Origin of the sequence: Mucilaginibacter aurantiaciroseus (assembly GCF_024055595.1) — a bacterium.
In the GTDB taxonomy this organism is placed as follows: Bacteria; Bacteroidota; Bacteroidia; order Sphingobacteriales; family Sphingobacteriaceae; genus Mucilaginibacter; species Mucilaginibacter aurantiaciroseus.
On sequence record NZ_JAMXOF010000002.1, the window covers coordinates 467,538 to 486,146 of the forward strand.

Genomic DNA, 18,609 nt, shown 5'->3' on the forward strand with positions numbered 1-18,609 from the left:
GTGGAATTGTTATGCCCAAATTAAAATAAAATATACCCCCAACATGTTACTCAATTTATTAGAAGAAACCCGGTACGAGAAAGTACCCGTAAAAATCTACGAAACCGACAGTGAGGCCAGCCTTGATGTTGCCAAGCGTATTGCCACCATTATCAAACAAAAGCAAACCGAAGGTAAAACCGCAGTTTTAGGTTTGGCAACAGGTATATCGCCTATTAAAGTTTATCAGGAACTGATTAGGTTACATAAGGAAGAAGGCCTGAGCTTTAAAAACGTGGTAACTTTTAACCTGGATGAGTATTACCCCATCCAACCAAACTCTGCGCAGAGCTATGTAAGGTTCATGAAAGAGCAGTTGTTCGACCATGTCGACATTGATATGGCCAACGTTAATATCCCCGATGGTACACTTGCCGAACAGGATATAGCAGCTTTTTGCATGGCTTACGAGCAAAAGATAAATACCTACGGCGGCATTGATGTGCAGCTATTAGGTATTGGCCGTACGGGCCACATCGGGTTTAATGAGCCGGGGTCTGCCCCAAATTCGGGCACGCGTTTGGTTACATTGAACGACCTTACCCGCCGCGACGCATCCAAAGATTTTGGTGGTAAGGAGAACGTACCGACAAAAGCCATTACGATGGGTGTAGGTACCATATTTAAGGCCCGCGAAATTATACTGATGGCATGGAACGGAAAAAAAGCCTCCATTATTAAGAAAGCAATTGAAGGTGTGATCTCGCCGGATATCCCCGCCACATACCTGCAAAATTCAGATCACGTTGAGTTTGTTATTGACCGCGACGCATCGGTACTCCTTACCCGTTTTGATACTCCATGGCTGGTTAAGGATTGTGTTTGGGACAGTATGTTCATTAAAAAGGCCGTAATATGGTTGGCTAAAACGTTGTGCAAGCCTATCCTGAAACTTACTGAAAGCGACTATAACAACAACGGCATGGCGCAGCTGGCAACTCAGTTTGGACCGGTTTATAATATCAACATCAGCATATTTAACAATATCCAGCACACCATTACCGGCTGGCCGGGTGGTAAGTTTAATGCCGATGACAGCCAGCGCCCCGAGCGTGCCAACCCAAAGGTGAAACGTTCTATCGTATTTTCGCCGCACCCGGATGATGATGTGATCTCGATGGGTGGTACTTTCATTCGCCTGGCCGATCAGGGCCACGAGGTGCATGTGGCTTACCAAACATCGGGCAATACCGCCGTTTGGGATGATGAAATGTTGCGCTATGTAGAGTTTGCGATGGACTTTGCCAAATCGCAATCGCAGGACGCCGCTTATCTGGAAGGGCTTTATAAAAGTATGACCGCCTTTCTGAAAACCAAAACTCCAAACCAAAACGATACCGAAGCCATCCGCACCGTTAAAGGATTGATCCGTAAGGGCGAGGCTATTGCAGGGGCAAGGCTTGCCGGGTTGCAAAACCAGCGCATTCACTTTATGGACCTGCCGTTTTACGACCGAAGTAAAATAGGGAAAAACATATCTTTTGAGGACGACATCCAACAAACCATGCAGCTATTGCAGGATGTAAAACCTCACCAGATTTTCGCCGCAGGTGATTTTGCAGATCCGCATGGTACACACAAGATCTGTTTCGAGATTATGCTGGAGGCATTTAGCCGCCTGCGAAAAATTGAGGACTGGACAAAAGATTGCTGGATTTGGCTGTACCGTGGGGCATGGCACGAGTTTGAGATCCATGAGATTGAAATGGCTGTACCGCTATCTCCGCAGGAAGTGGAGCGTAAACGTTTGGCCATATTTAAACACCAGTCACAAAAAGATATCCCGGTGTTTCCCGGTGATGATGCCCGCGAATTTTGGGTTAGGGCAGAAGACCGCACACAGGAAACCGCCCGCCTTTATAACGAGCTTGGCCTTGCCGAGTATGAAGCCATTGAAGCCTTTGTGCGCTGGAAATTTGATTAATTTTAATGCTAATACAAACCAATGTCATTGCGAGCGGTAGCGTGGCAATCTCAGCATGCCCGCTTGTCCTCTGAGATTATTAATGTGTTTAATTTATCTTAAAGGAATTAATGAGCACCCTATGGTCGGTTGTCCACGTAACTCTGTTCCTCAGAATGACATATGTTTTAATCCCGTAAATCCCGGTTCAAAGACAAATAAAAAACCCCGGTACTTTCGTGCCGAGGCTTTACTTAAAACATAAACCTCAAAAATTCTTAGTCTTCTATATAGGATAACGGTTCTAAATCGGGCAACTCGGCATTGGTAAACAGGCGCGAATCTATCATAAATCTAAACCCGGTGGGTATCTCGATAGAAAAACTGGAGCCCCGGCCTTTGGTAACGGTCACCGTAAGCTGGGTATGCCGCCAGTATTCAAACTGGTCCTTACTCATCCAAAATTCGCAGCCGTCTATTTCGCCAAGCTTTACATCGCTGCCGCCAAGTTTAAATTCGCCCTTTTCAAAACACATGGGCGATGAGCCGTCGCAGCAACCGCCGCTCTGGTGAAACATCAGGTCGCCAAAGCGGCCTTTTAATTCGGCGATAAGCGCAGATGCTTCGGGTGATACCAATACTCTTTTTACCATGCTAATTTAATTAACCACAAAGAACACGAAGGATTTGCTTGTTGAATAACTACAAAGGTCACAAAGCTTCTCTTAATGCTCTCTGTTTTCCTAACTTAGTGCGCTTTGTGGTTTAAAAATCTTAAAAGAAACCCAGCTTGTTTTTATTGTAAGAAATCAGCATATTTTTAGTTTGGCGGTAATGGCCCAGCATCATCTTGTGGTTCTCGCGGCCAAAGCCCGATTTTTTGTAACCACCAAATGGCGCGTGTGCCGGGTAAGCATGGTAATTGTTTACCCAAACACGGCCTGCCTGTATAGCGCGCGGCACCTGGTAAACCTCGTGTGCGTCGCGGGTCCACACGCCGGCACCTAAACCATACAGGGTATCGTTTGCAATCTCAATTGCTTCTTCAACCGTTTTAAAAGTGGTAACACAAGCCACCGGGCCAAAAATCTCTTCCTGGAAAATGCGCATTTTGTTATGGCCTTTAAACAAGGTAGGCTGTATATAGTAACCGCCACCAAGTTCGCCATCTAATTTTTTAACTTCGCCGCCGCATAAAACTTCGGCACCTTCTTCGCGACCAATCTTAAGGTACGATTGGATTTTTTCGTACTGGTCGTTTGATGCCTGTGCGCCCATCATGGTGCTGTCGTCAAGTGGGTCGCCCATTTTAATGGCGTTTACACGTTCTATTACGCGGGCAATAAATTTATCGTAAATGCTTTCCTGGATCAGTATGCGCGACGGGCAGGTACAAACCTCCCCCTGGTTAAGTGCGAACATTACGGCGCCCTCGATGGCCTTGTCAAAAAACGCATCGTCGGCATCGGCAACAGATTCGAAAAATATGTTTGGCGATTTACCGCCCAGCTCCATGGTAACCGGGATCAGGTTCTCTGATGCATATTGCATGATCAAGCGGCCTGTTGTGGTTTCACCTGTGAACGATACCTTGGCAATGCGTGGCGATGATGCCAACGGTTTACCTGCCTCAGGGCCAAAGCCTGTAACAATGTTTAAAACACCGGCGGGCAAAATATCACCTATCAGTTCCATCAGCACCATAATAGATGTTGGCGTTTGCTCGGCCGGTTTTACCACACAGCAATTACCGGCTGCAAGCGCAGGAGCAATTTTCCAGGTAGCCATCAGCAGCGGGAAGTTCCATGGGATGATCTGGCCAACAACGCCAAGTGGTTCGCTTAAAACAATGCTCACGGTAAACTCATCGTGTTCGGAAATGCCGCCTTCTTCTGCACGGATAACACCGGCAAAGTAGCGGAAATGATCGACCACCAAAGGCAGATCGGCGTTTTTGGTTTCGCGGATGGCTTTGCCGTTATCAATCGCTTCAACGGTTGCCAGGTAATCTAAATTAGCTTCAATGGTATCGGCTATTTTATTTAGTAGGCCTGCACGGGTAGCGGCAGATGTTTTACCCCAGCTTTTAAAAGCGGCGTGGGCGGCATCTAAGGCAAGTTCTACATCCTCTTTGGTAGAGCGTGCAGCTTTGGTAAATACCTTGCCATCAATAGGTGAAACGTTGTCGAAATATTCGCCTTTAACCGGCGCTACAAACTTGCCGCCAATAAAATTGTCGTACTTATCCTTAAAGGAAGGTTTTTTGTTGATACTCATTTTGTAGGTTTTATTTAGAATTGGTAAGGCTAAGGTAGCGGGGTGCAGGCTTAGGCATTTGCACAATGCTATCAATTGGTAGCACAATAATGTCAATATATTTAGGTTGTTGTTATTGATAGTTACAATGCCTAATTTGTGTTAAATATTCAGCCATGAATAATGTAAACCTGGTAACGCCTTTAGGCCTTTCTAACAACAAAGAGCTACGGACCCTTGTGGAACACCGGAAGGCTTATACCATGAACCATTGCGAACTGAATATTTTTGAAACTTATGAGCGCAGCGAATTGGTGCCACTTACCTTTAGCGACCTGGTGATTACCAGCATGCTACGGGGCAAAAAAGTGATGCACCTGTTTGATAAACCCGGCTTTGATTACCTGCCCGGAGAAACGGTAATCGTGCCCCCCAACATTACCATGACCATTGATTTCCCCGAAGCTACCGCGCAGCAGCCATCACAATGCACGGCGTTGGCCATCAATCAGCAGGAGATAAACAATACGCTTAATTACCTGAACGAAAACTTTCCGCGCGAGGATAAATACGCCTGGCAGCTCAACTATAAGCAGTTCCACTTTTTTAATAATTACGAATTGGCACAGTTGATTAATAAACTAATCCGCATCAGCACAGGGGATAACCTGACCAAAGATGTGCTGGCAAGTTTTACACTGAAAGAATTGCTGATCCGTATTATGCAGATGCAGAACCTGCACGAGGTAAAGGATAATATGCACGAATTATCTACCGGCAGCCGCTTTGCCCACGTGCTGGAATACATTAAACTGCACCTTACCGATAAGTTGAACATTGATGCCATGAGCCAGATGGCTTTTATGAGCAAGCCGAGTTTCTTCCGCGCGTTTAGGCACGAGCTGGGCATATCGCCTGTTGATTATATTATCAAAGAGCGCATCCAACTGGCCAAGCAATTCATGAACAACCCATACAACAGCATCTCCGAAGCCTGCTTTAAAGCGGGGTTTAACAACCTCAATTACTTTAGCCGTGCCTTTAAGAAAATTGAAGGCGTTACGCCGAGTTTTTATAAGGCGGGGTTAAGTGTGAAAGGATAATGGATAGCCCAGCTGCGCAAAATGCTAAAACAGCAGGGCTATCCATCGGCACAAATAAAAGTGCAGGGCTTTTGGTCGTAAGCGGGCTAAATAAAAGGGTAAAGGTTATTTTTTACGTAAGCCGCGCTGCGCTTAACATTGCTCATAGCATCGGGTACGTAATTATTCCCCTGTTCAACAAACATATGCTTTACGCCCGCCAATTGGTGGTCTTTTAATATGGTTTTAAAATCGATAGAACCATCGCCTACGGTAGTGTGCAGTTCGCGGTCTTTTTTATCCATATCCTTTATGTGCAAAATGGCAAAACGGCCGGGTTGCTTTTTAAACCATTCAAGCGGCGCAACGGGCGAGGAATGGCTGGCCCAGTACAGGTCCATTTCCATTTTAACCAAATCGGGATCTGTTTCATTTAAAATGGTGTTGTAGCCAATTTGGCCTTCGTGGTCAATAAATTCAAAGTCGTGGTTATGGTAGGCCAACTTAAGGCCGCCCTTTTTTATTTGACCGCCAATGGTGTTTAATGTTGCCGAAAGGCGTTTAAATTCGTCCATATTGCGGTATTCGGGCGCAAGCCATGGCCACACAATGTAATCCTGTTTCATTACCAAAGCGCCTGCAATACACTGGTCTACATACTTGGTAAGAGCATCTGCCTTGTCTTTCGCAAAAAACCTGTCCAGGTCATAATGCCCGGCAGATGTTGTTAAATTACAATCATCCATCAGCTGTTTAGCCTGTTTAGGCTCCAGCCCCCAGTAGTATTTGTTATTACCATAGTTAAAGCCATAGGTCTCCACTTCTTGGTAGCCATAACCGGCCACGCTGGTTAGTGTGCCGCGCAGGTCTTTTTCCATCGCTTCGCGGATGGTGTATAGTTGCAGGCCCAGTTTGAATTTTGCTTTGGGGGCGGCAAAGGAAATAGCCGGTATGGCCATAGCGGCAGATAATAGGCCGGTTTGTTTTAAAAATGTTCTTCTGTCTGTCATAAGTGGTTTAAGTTATATAAATGAAAAGATACAAAAATGCACCCCGGTAAAATATGTAGTAACCGGGTGCTTATGTTAAAAGGCCGTAATTATTTCTGCTTTACGTAAGTTTCGATGATCTCGTGGTTGATGTTGAGACTGTCAATTTTTTCGATGCCTTTTTGGATCAACGTGTCGCCTTTAAATTTAACCGTAAAATCGAAGCTGCGGCCTTCCCATTCGCGGGCGTTCAGGTAGGCCAGGTGCTCGGTATATTTATCGCCTTTAAAATCGTAGGTGCCGCCGCCTGCACTATACATAGCGTTTTTGCCTTTACCCTTGCTTAGATCATGGCGCATAAAAGCAAAATGGGTGGCGTTCAAGATCTTTATCATCTCCTGGTTGGGTATTGGGTAATCTTTAACGGTATCGCCTTTGGTAACGGTAACGGCAGCCACAAGCTTCCAGGTGCCTATCATTGGTGAGGCTTTATCTTCGGTAATAGTTGCCGCAGGTTTTGGCGTGCAGGATGCCAGGGCAAGCGCCGAGAAAAGGAACAGTCCGGTAAGTTTCATGTGAGCTATGTTTTGAGGTTTATTTGGTTAATTAAACGCTAATATAAGCGCAACAATAGTAAATGCAAGTGTGTTAGGCTATTGTATGCAAAATGCCAGGCAAAATTTCTACTTGGATATCAGCGGATTGATGCTGCCCGTTTCCAATAAATCGCTTTATCCGCTTAAGTTTCAGGACAAACCGAGGCTTACCTACTCTGGCTCGTTTTTTTACAGCATCGAGATCAATGGCTCGTTTTATAAACTTCCACAGGCATCTAACATAAAAAAATGGACGACGGAAGTGCCCGATAATTTCCGCTTTACCTACAAGCTTTGGCGCGACATTACCCACAACAAACAACTGCTTTTTAAATTCGAAGATGTAGACCGCTTTATGCTGGTAATAGAAGCCTCGGGCGATAAAAAGGGCAGCCTGTTCATCCAGTTCCCGGGGAGTAATGATGTGAGCAACATCCGTCAGTTGGAGAAACTGTTGGTAAATATTAAAGATACCCGTTTAAGTGATGGTGGGATATAGCTATCGAGTTTCGCAACAGGAGCTGGTGTAAGGATGAGATTTACGAAATGCTATATAACTATACCTGCGGAATGGTGATCCAGGATATGCCCAAATTGTTAACGCCCATGATACATATGGCAACGGAATTTTTTTATCTGCGTTTCCACGGGCCAAACGGCGGTTATCGCGGTAGTTTTACCAACGCTTTTTTACGATAGTATGCCCAATACATGAACGAATGGCTTGCCGAGGGCAAACGGGTTTACGCCTATGTGGGCGCAGGAGAGATAGGCTAACTGTTTGATGGATCAACCTATTTTGTTTTATTTATAATGGTTCTGATTACCTCATCCAACTCTTTAGCGGATGTGTCCAGGTATTCTAATATTTCATGCTCGGATTTTATATCCTCGCTAATTTTTAACAAGTTAACCAATCCCAAAATGCGGCTTAACGGTGCTCTCACAACGTGCGATTGAAGGTAAGCTATTTCATGCAGTTGTTCATTTTGTTTTTCAATAGCTTTGGTATGTTGTATTTGCTCTGTGATATCCCTGGATATCACCAGCCGTTCTATTTTACCCTGGAAAATGATATTGCTACACCTAACCTCCGCATAAATAATGCGGCCGTTCTTACACTTATGCTTAACAGTTGATACAGCCGAACCATTCTTAGTGCCGTTCTTTTCAAGGGTTTGCAGTAAATCGTCTACATCTTCTGCTGGTCTGATATCTTTGATGGTCATAGCCCAAAATTCAGCACGCGTATATCCATATTTTCTGATAGCGGCCCCGTTTACTTGCATAAATTTAAGTGTCTTTAAATCGAAGATCCACATAGGTGACAGGGTGCCAAAAAATAAACGTTTATACTGGCCTACGGATTCAATGAGCTTGCTATTAAGTAAATTTTTCTCTTGTATCTCATTTTGAAGGGTTGTGCGCAAGTTAACTTGCTGCGAAATCGTTTTTTCGAGCCTGATAATTATATGGCGAATAATAACGACTATAGCAAGGTTTAAAAATAAGAAATTAGATGTGTGAAATATCCAAAAATCTAATGTGTATTTGCCAATTAGGCGTGAGTTAAAAAGCTTAAAGTAAATTACAAAACCAAAACTTATATAAATAAAAAAATTAATAATAACTGAACCTATGATTGCCTTTCGCGAAAACAGTAATGATATAAAAACGCTTAACGCCAATAAATAAATTGCACCAATCGCAAACGAGCCTAACAGGTCCGTTTTAATTATAGCCAGCGTATAAAGCATAAAAGCTACATATGTTTTTTGGTAGCTTGGCTTAATATGATTGCTTAAGGCAACCGGCGGAATACTTATTAATACAAAAACGTCAAAAGCGGACAGAAATTGGTAGCCATTATTTAACAAAATAATAAGGCTTGGTACCAATGCAATAAGGCTTAAAGGGGTAGCATAAAGTATTATTTTTTTAAAGATCTTTTCGCGCCAGTTGCTATTCTCATCTATCTTGGCGAAAAATTTATTCCTTAATAAAGCCCTGAAAATAAATTTATTAGCCTTCAAAATTCCTGTAAGCGGTGGTGGCATATTTTAAGGTTTAATAATCATTAGCCAATATAAGTCTTATAAATAAATAATGTTTTATAATAACTAATTAAAACCCCCAATTTATTGTTAATGTGCTGTTTGTACTTGACCAATGCCAATTTTAGAAAATGTTACTGTGATGACAATATGGCGACCACCTTAATTAAACCCTGAGGCCACAATCACTGTCATACTACAAAAATTAATAAACATGAAAAAGATATTGTTGATGATAACATTCCTGGCCGGTACAGCAGTATTTGCCCGGGCACAAACCCAAAAGGTGGCGAAATCGCCGGAGCAGAAGGCCAACCACAGAACTGAAGCTTTGACTAAAAAATTGGCCCTGTCGGCAGATCAATCAAAAAAAGTGGATGCCATTTTTGCTAAAAGCGCTGCCAGTATGGATAGCCTGAAAGCTGCCAAAGGCACCGATCGTAAAGCCAACTACGAAAGTCGTAAAGCAATTATGGTTAAAACGGATGCAAGTTTAAAAACGGTTTTAACTGCCGACCAGCAAACAAAATATGCTGTTTTGAAAGCAAGCTTTAAAGGTGAAATGCACGGCAAACGCGGCGGCCACAAAAATGTAGCGCCCGAGCAAAAAGCACAGCGTATGTCAAAGATCCTTCAGCAAAAGTTAACGCTTAGCCAGGACCAGTACACTAAAGTGAATACCATTTTGTTGAAACGTGCTACGCAGATGGATAGCTTAAAAGTTAACGGTAGCACTACCGGCCGTAAGTTAAACCACGAGAGCCGTAAAGTAATATTAATGCAAACTGACGGCGAATTGAAAGCAGTGTTTACTGCCGATCAATTAAAAAAATATACTGAGTTTAAAACCCAGTTAAAAGAAAATATGAAAAACAGGAGAGGTGCTAAAACCCCAACTGCAGGATAATTTTTGTGAGTGAGTGATGAGTGGTGATAAAGCGGGATGTCCAAATGGCGCCCGCTTTTTTTATTGTGTTAGTTTTTGAAAATACGCGGATGAATGTCGCTAATCACCTTTAAATGGTCGTATATGCACCTTACGGGATGGATGCCTTTACTGTAAATTTGTTGTATAATTATTAAACAATTAAACACAACGATATGTCATACCAAGCGTATTTAATTACCATTAAACAAAAAACAGGCAAAGGCCCGGCAGATTTTAGGGCGATGGCCGAAGAAAAAGGGTTTACCAAAAGCGGCGAACTGGTTGTAAAAGCAACCGAGATCACCAACTGGCTTAAGGCCGACTTTGAATTAGGCCACGGCCACGCCATGGCAATTTATGCCCTGCTAAAAGGCATCAAGAACGAGGATAGCGTATAAACAAAAAGCCTTCCGTATAACGGAAGGCTTTTTTAATAATTACTGAACTACCAAAGTAGCTATTGAATGTGGCTCGCTTGTGGTTTTGGCGGCTTTGCCTTTTATCCATAAGCTGTAATCTATTTTCTCGTCTGTGCGGTTCATTACCACTACGGCTATTGATCCGTTAGGATTTTGATAAGCTGTGGTTAACAGTTTGTCGCGGCTTGCGGCAGCGGCAATACGTTTCGCACCCGGCTGTATGTATTTAGAAAAATGGCCGATGTAGTAATACGAGTTGGTGTATAGCAACTGCCCGCTGCGTGTATCGGCATGTATGGGTGCAAAGCAGAAATTACCTACATGGTTAGGGCCACCCTTCTCATCCAGCAGAATATTCCAGTCGGTCCAGCCTACGGTGCCGGCGTTAAAATCGTTGATCATAGATAGGCCGTATCGCTCGCCCAAGTTCCAGTCATCCAAACGGGTAAAGTCGAATTTTTCTATACAACCTTCGGTGAAGATCAGGTTCTTATCCGGGAAAGCGGCATGGGTTAAACGGGTGTTCTCAAAGTTTTGGCCCGCACCAGTCCAGGTTTCGTACCAATGGAAACCAATGCCCCAAACGTATTTGGCAGCAGCAGGGTCTTCCAGGATAGTACTTGCGCGTTGGTAAAGTAAGTCGCGGTTATGGTCCCAAACAATCAGTTTTTTAGCTTTTAAACCTTGTTTCCAAAGCGTTGGGCCTAAATAGGTTTTTACAAAGTCGCGCTCTTCTTCGGCAGTGTACTTACAAGATTCCCATGTTTGGGTTGCCATAGGCTCGTTTTGAACCGATAAGCCCCAGATAGGGATGCCCAGTTTTTCGTACGTTTTTATGAATTTGATGTAAAAGTTTGCCCAGCTCTGCGCAAACTCGGCTTTCAGTTTCCCGCCGTGTAATACATCGTTGTTGTCCTTCATAAAAGCAGGAGGGCTCCATGGCGATACAAACATGGTTAGCTTGCCGCCTGCAGCAGCAGTTGCTGCTTTAATGAACGGGATGCGGTATTTTTTATCGTGGCTTACGTCAAAGGTCGACAGGTTTTTATCGCTGTTGCTTACGTAGCTGTAGATGCCGCTGCTAAAATCGCAGCTTTGGATATTGGTGCGGGCAAGGGTGAAGCCAATGCCTTCTGTTTTGCTGTAGTAAGCCTCTAAAAGCTCGGCCTGTTTGTCTTTAGGCAGTTTATAAAATGTTTCGGCAACGGCATCTGTTAAGGCACCGCCAATCCCCAGCATAGTTTGGAATTTCTTTTCCGGGTCTACAAAAACCAGCGTTTCTGTTTCGGGTGGCTGTGCTTCGGTTACAAACTTTAGTTCGCCTGCCGGGGCAAGCCTTTTAGTCGAGCCTTTTTCGGTAACGTACATTTTTACCGTTTTATTGGTTGTAGAATATGGCACTTTTGTTGCCGTTTTTACCTGGCTGTATGCGCTTACCGTGAAGCACAAAAGGCCGGCTATTAAAAATACTTTCTTCATTTGGGGTTCTGCTAAATGTTATGGGTTTATTTGGTGTTTCCCAGCCAAAGCAGGGTACTTAATATCAGTTTATCCTCTGCCGGGTTACCAAAGGTACGCGACAGGTCTTTATTGGTTTTATGCTCGTAATCGATATCGTTATGGCCTATGTTAAAATAAACCATTTTGTAATTTTTGTTGGCCCAAACCACGGGGTAGTAACCACTATGCCAAATCTCGCTTTGCTTTGGCCCTGTTCCTAACGGGAAGCTTACCGGGTCGATTGATGCTAAGATCTGAATGTCGGGATTTTTGGTAATATCATTCTGCCAGCGGTACCATTCGTTTGGCGATGCTTTAAATGTTGAGCCAAGGCCTTTCATAGCGGGATGGTTTTTACCTTCTACCTTTAATATGGCCGATGTTGGCCGCCAGGTGTTGCTGCCGTATTCGCCCGAGCCTAAAAAAGTATTATGGTACCAGTCCCAGTTTTGGGGCACGGCCGATTGGTTAAGTGCGAATGCCGAAAAGTGGAAACCCATCCAACCACCGCCGCCTTTCATGTACTTTTCGAAGGCCACGCGCTGTAGTGAATCCTCGGGGCGGGTATCTAAAAAGATCACCACTTTGTATTTTGCCAGGAAAGCAGTGTTCAGGTTTTTCCAGTTATTGGTAGAGTCGTAGGTGAAATTATACTTTTTGGCCATAGCCGGGAACCACTTGTTGGCTTCATGCACAAAGCTGATATGCGCCTGGTCTTCCTTGCCGGTATAAAAAGCGATCACTTTAAACTTAAGCGATGCCGCCTTTTTTTGCGCCTGCGCGATGTTTAATATACACAGGCAAAGCGTGCAAAGCGCATAGGTTTTTATCCTGACAGATAGGTTCATGAAGTGGTTATACTGGTTAATAAACAGCTAATTTATAAATATATAGTGTACATTTTACATACTCCTATATTTAAAGCTGGTAAAACGACGGCGTAAATGGTTTCTTAATAAACTACAGAGGGCGCTAACAGAAAACAACATAGGCCACAGAGACCTGTTAGACCATACCAATGAATTTTTAGACTATTTAATATTTGTGTGCTTTGTGTTCAAATCCTCAAAAATCTCAGTGCTCTTTGTGGTTAAAAATAATTACTTCACCAATTGTTCATATAATCGCGTAAGCGAATCATCACCATTTAAACAAAAGCCGGGGTGTACTTTGGAGGTTTGTAGTACCGTACTGCGGGTAGCCGTTAACCAGCGGAAACGTGACGCTGCATCCAGTTCACCAATTGGGCCGGAGTTTTTAGCACCCTCTGCAATGCGCTGTAACGATAGCAGGTTTTCTTCCAGTGCTTCAATATCCAGGTCATAAGAGAAAGCTCGCAGGCGTTTGCGGTCTAGATGGTACATCATTTTCAGATATTTCTGTTTGCTGCATAACAGGATTACCCCAACGTTTAGGAACTCCTCGCGTTCTACCCTGGGCACCACGCGGATAACGGCATACTCAAATAAGTGTCTGTCTTGCATTTTGTGCTTCGGTTACAAAAATATTTGAGTTAGCTAATCGGGTGTTCAGGAATTTGGTGTAGATCTGCCGTTGCTCATCTTCGGTTTCAAAAGAGCGGTCGGTAAGCCAGGCATCGGGTATCAGGTCAACAACAGATTGTATAAATTCTGGCGTCAATAATGTTTTAAATTGTTCGTCAATAGCATTCAGTTCGCTTGCTTTGCGCAGTAATACGTGGTCTTTAATTTGAATGAACGGGCGTTTGGCCTGCTCTTCCCAGTTCTCCATACTGTGATGAAAATACAGGGCCGCACCATGGTCTATCAGCCAAAGTTCGCGGTTAAACATCAGCATATTGGTGTTACGGGCGGTGCGGTCTACATTCATCAGCAGGGCATCCATCCAAACTATTTTTGAAGCCATTTCTGTAGTTACAAAAGTAACGGTAGGGTCGAAAGTGATACTTCCCGAAAGGTAATGCAATGCCAGGTTAAGGCCTACGCTAAATTTGAGCAGGTCCTGGATTTCTTCGTCAGGTTCGGTACGGCCAAATGCTTCATCTAGGTTGGCGAATACCAGCTCGGGTACTTTAAAGCCCAGTTTACGGGCGATCTCGGCGCCGATAAGGTCGGCAATAAGCGCTTTTGGCCCCTGCCCGGCACCGCGAAATTTGAGGACATACAAGAAGCCATCGTCAGCTTCGGCAATGGCCGGCAACGAGCCTCCCTCTCGCAATGGTGTAACATAGCGGGTAACGTTAACGGTGCGTAATTGGGGTACGGTATTAGCCATGGTTGTATGGGGCTAATATAGGGAATTATCGTGTAGCTGATAAATGGCACGTTTTGGAAATACAGACTATTGTTTTAAATTTAACTCACTTATTGCACATGGGAATATTTTATCGCATTTATTTTTGCCAAGATTGGGGCACGTCGCATAATTGGCGGGTTTACAAGTTTCATGTTATGCCTATTTATTTTTCCTATTGGGTTTTACTTGTTCTAAACTCCAGAAGAATGGATGATAAGGAAGCTGATGAGGCTTTACTTAAACAGTTTGCCAAACCTTACAAGGCTCGCCGGCTATTTTAATTGCCCCCGTCCTGGTTTATTATCATCTGCCATTAACAATTTATCACAAATAAAACAAAATAATGTATTTAACTATTTACCTAAAAAACTGTTGATATGCCTAAGTGGTTAAAGCTTTCTCTAAAAATATTTGCCGGCCTGGTGTTACTGGTAGTGCTGATACTGGTTGGCGCTACCTTATACATAACCTTCAATAAAGCCAAAGTGCTTAAGATGGTGAACGAACAACTTGATAAAAGCGTGGACGGCACACTGGTTATCGGCGATATAAAGCCAAATTTTTTCAAAGGTTTCCCAGAGGTATCACTTACACTGCAGAACGTAGTGATCCGCGATAAACAGTATAACAGGCACAAGCATACACTCCTTAACGCCAAAGATTTTAATGTATCTATCAACACAGTGGCCCTTTTCAAGGGGACAATTGACATCAACTATATCGATATCCGCAACGCCGCTATCGACTTATTTACCGATAGCACAGGCTACAGCAACACTGCGGTTTTCAAGAAAGACCATAAACAGGTAAAGGATAACCCGTCGGAAAGTAGTTCGTCTACCCAGTTAAAAAGGTTTACCCTAAATAACGTAACGTTTACCGTTGACGACCGCAAGGCCAACAAGCTTTTTAATTTTGGGGTGAATGACCTGCGCGGCAAAATGCAATACCCGGATAGCGGCTGGCGTGCAGATTTCCACCTGGATGTGCTGGCAAAAAGTATGGCTTTTGATAGCCGCCGAGGCAGTTTTATTAAAAATCAAAAGCTGGAGGGCAACTTTGCAGCAGGCTATAACGAAAAGAGCGGAAAGGTAAATGTATTGGTGCTACCGCTTAATATTGGCGAAACCCCTTTTAAAATAAACGCTGTTTTTGCTACTAAAGATAAACCATCTGCAAACTTTGCCATCAACATTGTTGCCGACCAGATCTTATGGCGACGGGCATCTGGTTTACTTGCACCCAACATCACCATGGTTTTAAACCGCTTCGATATCAGTAAGCCTATGGATGTTACCTGTAACATTGCAGGCAGTTTTAGTGGCGGCGATGGCGGGCCTAAATTATATGTTACCGCTAAAGTTAAGGATAGTAAGATAACCGTACCCGGTGGCGAACTGGATAAGTGCAGCTTCAACGGGATTTTTACCAATAACTATGTAAAAGATAAAGGTTATGGCGATGATAATTCGGCCATTAAACTTATTGGTATGAAGGGTACCTACAAACATTTGCCGTTTAATATTGATACGGGCAGCATCATCAATCTTATAAAACCTATCGCCACGGGTAACTTACGGTCAAACTTCCCTGCGGCAGATCTGAACTATCTGTTAGAAGATAACGTGGCTAAATTTGCCAATGGCGAGGCGGATATGAAGCTTTACTATACAGCCGATGTGGTAAATTATAAAATAAACAAGCCAATCATAAAAGGGGCGATAGTGCTGCGTAATACGGATATCCACTATATACCGCGTAACCTTAAACTGACTAATTCTTCCATATCGCTCAAATTTGTTGGGGATGATTTGATACTAAATAACATCCGCCTGCAAAGCGGCCGCAGTATTGTTACGATGGAAGGGCGCGTAAATAACTTCCTGAACCTGTACTATAACTCGCCCGAGAAGATCCTGCTGACCTGGCAGATCCGCAGTCCGCAATTATACCTTGGCGAATTTTTGGGCTTCTTAGCCCAGCGTACGCAGGCACCCGCAACTAAAAGTAGGGCAAACAGTGGTAACATTGTTGACCAGCTGAGCAACGTGCTTGAAAAAGGCAAGGCAGAAATGCATATGAAGGTTGCCAAGGTTTACTACAAAAAATTCCTGGCTACGGATGCTACAGCCGACTTGCTGACTACAGATAACGGCGTCATCATCCAAAATATTGGGGTTAAACACGCCGGTGGTTTTTTAAAGATGAACGGTAAAATGATGCAGGGAAAATCGCTTAATAACTTTGCCGTAAAAACAGTGGTAAGCAATGTAAACATGCGCGAGTTTTTTGACGCGTTCAATAACTTTGGGTTAAAGGATTTTACCGCCGCGAACCTAAAAGGCTTTTTGTCTGCCAAAACCAGTATTACCGGGGGCATTACCGATGCGGGTAACCTCGTGCCAAATTCCATTAACGGTAATTTAGACTTGAGCCTGCGTAATGCCGCGTTGATAGACTTTAAACCGCTTGTAAGTGTAGGCAAATTCGCGTTCCCATTCCGTAACCTTAAAAACATCAGTATCCCTAAATTGGATGGTCACTTTTTGGTAAAAGGGAATATGATCACCATAAAACCGCTGCAAATAAGCAGTAGTGTGTTAAATGCTGATGTGGAAGGCGTTTACGGATTAAGTAAAGGCACCGACATTGCGCTGGATGTGCCACTGAGAAACCCGGGCAAAGACAGCACCATAACCGATAAGGAAGAACTTGCCAAAAAGCGCTTCCAGGGAATTGTACTCCACATCCGCGCGCACGAAGAAGGCGGTAAGATTAAGATAGGGTGGAATAAAAATCATAAATAATAATAAAGGCCGCGATCACCGGGGCCTTTATTATTACAAGATTTTTTTACAAGTAGCAACTAATATGCCTTTATCGTATAAAAGCAGGTTGCCTTTCTTGTCAACTTTATAGCTTTCGTCTGGGCGTTCTACACTTACATAACCTTCGCCTTCTTTCCTGATCTCGGATGCGGAAGCGGTGATAGGCGGGGTGTCGTTCAGTTTCAGGTCGTTCCCTATAAACGTAATAGCCTGTATATATACTTTATGGCCGTTGCTTACTACTTCGTAAGCAATGCTTTCGCCTTTCTCTGTTTTAATACTTTCATCATGCCATGCACCAACTAATTTCCCCGTATCAATAGCGGTAGGGGCCGCAGGGGCAATCGGTGCTTTGGCAATGGTATCAGTTATAGGTGTTTTGTCTTTTTTGGCTGATGTGTCGCATGATGCGAAGGCTAATGAAATGATGGCAATCATCGCCAACCGGCTTAAGTTTTTGTACATAGTGCATTGTTTGAAAGGGCCGAAGATACTAAATAGGTATTTAGCTAATCTTCGGCATAATGTCAGTTTATCAATTCTTGTCTACAAATTTTAGGTTTCCTGCGTTATAGCGGTCGCCCGTGTTTGGGTATTTCTTTAGCAGGGCATCAATATCATTTAAAGTATTAGCGCTTAATTCCACGCCAACACTACCTGCGTTCTCCAGCAAATATTTGCGTTTTTTGGTGCCGGGGATAGGAATGATGTTATCGCCCTGGTTCAATACCCAGGCAATGGCCAGCTGTGCAGGTGTTGCATTAATGCCTCCCGCTATGGCTGCAAAACCATCGGCAAGTTGGTTGTTATTATCGGCATGGCCTTCCTGGTAACGGGGAAGCGTTTTGCGGAAATCACCTTCTTTCAGTTCGGTTAAGTCGAGCTTGTTAGTCATTAAACCACGCGCAAGCGGACTAAACGGAATGAACGAGATACCCAGTTCTTTAGTCACCGGTAGTATCTCTGCTTCTACATCACGGGTTAATAACGAATACTCGCTTTGCAGGGCGCTGATAGGGTGTACGGCATGTGCCCGGCGGATGCTGTTTGCAGATGCTTCTGATAGGCCAAGGTATTTTACTTTACCTTCTTTCACCAACTCGGCCATTGCCCCAACGGTTTCTTCAATAGGGATATCGGGGTCTACACGGTGGGCGTAATACAGGTCAATCACGTCGATCTGCAGGCGTTGTAAACTTGCTTCAACCGCTTTTTTAATATAGGCCGGTGAACCGTCAAAGCCCGAAAGCTTCCCGGTGCCATCAGCAGTAAAACCAAATTTTGTAGCGATAAAGATCTTATCGCGGTTAGGTTTTAATACCTGCGAGATCAGTTTTTCGTTTTTTCCGCTGCCGTAAACATCGGCAGTGTCCCAAAAGTTAATGCCCAATTCAATGGCTTTGTTTAAAGTGGCAATAGATTCAGCGTCATCAGGTTCGCCGTAGGCGTGGCTCATGCCCATGCAGCCTAAGCCAACGGCAGATAGCTGTACATCGGTATTGCCTAAAGTTCTGTATTTCATAATATGTGGTATAAATGTTATATGAAGGTAAGGGAAAATGCTCTTAAGGAACAGATTTATCGTCGACCCCGTTAATATTTCAATATCCTGACAGTAGCGTACAAAAAAGAAGCCATGAATGAGATCGGTCTAAATCGGCATCGAACCAGTGTTTCTATAAAATTAAAATGCTTACAACCAATTGCTATTATTATAACTAATAAGTAAATATTGGCT

Annotated in this window: 18 protein-coding genes; 7 read left to right on the forward strand and 11 right to left on the reverse strand. The window is 43.7% G+C overall.

Annotated features, from left to right (window positions below):
- Positions 1–43 precede the first annotated feature (43 nt).
- Positions 44–1,963: a glucosamine-6-phosphate deaminase gene (gene nagB / locus NAF17_RS10250; RefSeq protein WP_252757900.1), complete on the forward strand. Its 1,920-nt coding sequence runs from the start codon at positions 44–46 to the stop codon at positions 1,961–1,963.
- Between the two features lie 257 nt (positions 1,964–2,220).
- Here the strand turns inward: nagB and NAF17_RS10255 are convergent, their stop codons facing one another.
- On the reverse strand, positions 2,221–2,595 hold the full coding sequence (locus NAF17_RS10255) for a DUF779 domain-containing protein (RefSeq protein WP_252757901.1): 375 nt from the start codon (positions 2,593–2,595) through the stop codon (positions 2,221–2,223).
- A 121-nt stretch (positions 2,596–2,716) separates the two neighbouring features.
- Complete coding sequence (locus NAF17_RS10260) at positions 2,717–4,219, reverse strand: aldehyde dehydrogenase family protein (protein WP_252757902.1); 1,503 nt, start codon at positions 4,217–4,219, stop codon at positions 2,717–2,719.
- A 155-nt stretch (positions 4,220–4,374) separates the two neighbouring features.
- Between NAF17_RS10260 and NAF17_RS10265 the strand changes: the two genes are divergently transcribed.
- Positions 4,375–5,301 carry an AraC family transcriptional regulator gene (locus NAF17_RS10265; protein ID WP_252757903.1) on the forward strand — a complete coding sequence of 309 codons (927 nt, stop codon included), beginning with the start codon at positions 4,375–4,377 and terminating at the stop codon, positions 5,299–5,301.
- A gap of 86 nt (positions 5,302–5,387) precedes the next feature.
- On the opposite strand, the gene NAF17_RS10270 is transcribed toward NAF17_RS10265, so the two are convergent.
- On the reverse strand, positions 5,388–6,290 hold the full coding sequence (locus NAF17_RS10270; protein WP_252757904.1) for a sugar phosphate isomerase/epimerase family protein: 903 nt from the start codon (positions 6,288–6,290) through the stop codon (positions 5,388–5,390).
- A gap of 89 nt (positions 6,291–6,379) precedes the next feature.
- Complete coding sequence (locus tag NAF17_RS10275) at positions 6,380–6,844, reverse strand: hypothetical protein (RefSeq protein WP_252757905.1); 465 nt, start codon at positions 6,842–6,844, stop codon at positions 6,380–6,382.
- 85 nt (positions 6,845–6,929) lie between these two features.
- Here NAF17_RS10275 and NAF17_RS10280 point away from each other — a divergent pair, with 85 nt between their 5' ends.
- Together NAF17_RS10280 and NAF17_RS10285 are read left to right on the forward strand one after the other, a co-directional pair.
- A complete protein-coding gene (locus NAF17_RS10280; protein WP_252757906.1) occupies positions 6,930–7,364 on the forward strand; it encodes a DUF72 domain-containing protein in 435 nt (144 codons plus the stop codon).
- A gap of 47 nt (positions 7,365–7,411) precedes the next feature.
- The gene (locus NAF17_RS10285) at positions 7,412–7,564 is read left to right on the forward strand and encodes a DUF72 domain-containing protein (RefSeq protein WP_252757907.1); all 153 of its coding nucleotides are present in this window, start codon (positions 7,412–7,414) and stop codon (positions 7,562–7,564) included.
- 95 nt (positions 7,565–7,659) lie between these two features.
- On the opposite strand, the gene NAF17_RS18110 is transcribed toward NAF17_RS10285, so the two are convergent.
- Positions 7,660–8,922, reverse strand: a complete 1,263-nt coding sequence (locus tag NAF17_RS18110) for a PAS domain S-box protein (RefSeq protein ID WP_370341002.1) — start codon at positions 8,920–8,922, stop codon at positions 7,660–7,662.
- A gap of 211 nt (positions 8,923–9,133) precedes the next feature.
- On the opposite strand from NAF17_RS18110, the gene NAF17_RS10295 reads away from it, so the two are divergent.
- Positions 9,134–9,826 (forward strand): DUF4890 domain-containing protein, encoded by a 693-nt coding sequence (locus NAF17_RS10295; protein ID WP_252757908.1) that lies wholly within the window; start codon positions 9,134–9,136, stop codon positions 9,824–9,826.
- 194 nt (positions 9,827–10,020) lie between these two features.
- Positions 10,021–10,245, forward strand: coding sequence for a DUF4287 domain-containing protein (locus tag NAF17_RS10300; protein ID WP_252757909.1), 225 nt, complete (start codon positions 10,021–10,023; stop codon positions 10,243–10,245).
- A gap of 39 nt (positions 10,246–10,284) precedes the next feature.
- On the opposite strand, the gene NAF17_RS10305 is transcribed toward NAF17_RS10300, so the two are convergent.
- The 4 genes from NAF17_RS10305 to NAF17_RS10320 form a co-directional block, all read right to left on the reverse strand.
- A complete protein-coding gene (locus NAF17_RS10305) occupies positions 10,285–11,745 on the reverse strand; it encodes a glycoside hydrolase family 30 protein (protein ID WP_252757910.1) in 1,461 nt (486 codons plus the stop codon).
- Positions 11,746–11,771: 26 nt separating this feature from the next.
- On the reverse strand, positions 11,772–12,614 hold the full coding sequence (locus NAF17_RS10310; RefSeq protein ID WP_252757911.1) for a ThuA domain-containing protein: 843 nt from the start codon (positions 12,612–12,614) through the stop codon (positions 11,772–11,774).
- A 252-nt stretch (positions 12,615–12,866) separates the two neighbouring features.
- Complete coding sequence (locus tag NAF17_RS10315; protein ID WP_252757912.1) at positions 12,867–13,250, reverse strand: DUF3037 domain-containing protein; 384 nt, start codon at positions 13,248–13,250, stop codon at positions 12,867–12,869.
- Positions 13,228–14,022, reverse strand: coding sequence for a HipA family kinase (locus tag NAF17_RS10320; RefSeq protein ID WP_252757913.1), 795 nt, complete (start codon positions 14,020–14,022; stop codon positions 13,228–13,230). Before NAF17_RS10320 ends, NAF17_RS10315 begins: the two co-directional genes overlap by 23 nt.
- Before the next feature lie 398 nt (positions 14,023–14,420).
- Between NAF17_RS10320 and NAF17_RS10325 the strand changes: the two genes are divergently transcribed.
- Positions 14,421–16,850 carry an AsmA family protein gene (locus tag NAF17_RS10325; RefSeq protein WP_252757914.1) on the forward strand — a complete coding sequence of 810 codons (2,430 nt, stop codon included), beginning with the start codon at positions 14,421–14,423 and terminating at the stop codon, positions 16,848–16,850.
- A 33-nt stretch (positions 16,851–16,883) separates the two neighbouring features.
- Here NAF17_RS10325 and NAF17_RS10330 read toward each other — a convergent pair whose 3' ends face one another.
- Both NAF17_RS10330 and NAF17_RS10335 read right to left on the reverse strand, forming a co-directional pair.
- The gene (locus NAF17_RS10330) at positions 16,884–17,336 is read right to left on the reverse strand and encodes a hypothetical protein (protein ID WP_252757915.1); all 453 of its coding nucleotides are present in this window, start codon (positions 17,334–17,336) and stop codon (positions 16,884–16,886) included.
- 70 nt (positions 17,337–17,406) lie between these two features.
- A complete protein-coding gene (locus tag NAF17_RS10335) occupies positions 17,407–18,393 on the reverse strand; it encodes an aldo/keto reductase (protein WP_252757916.1) in 987 nt (328 codons plus the stop codon).
- Between the last annotated feature and the right edge of the window lie 216 nt (positions 18,394–18,609).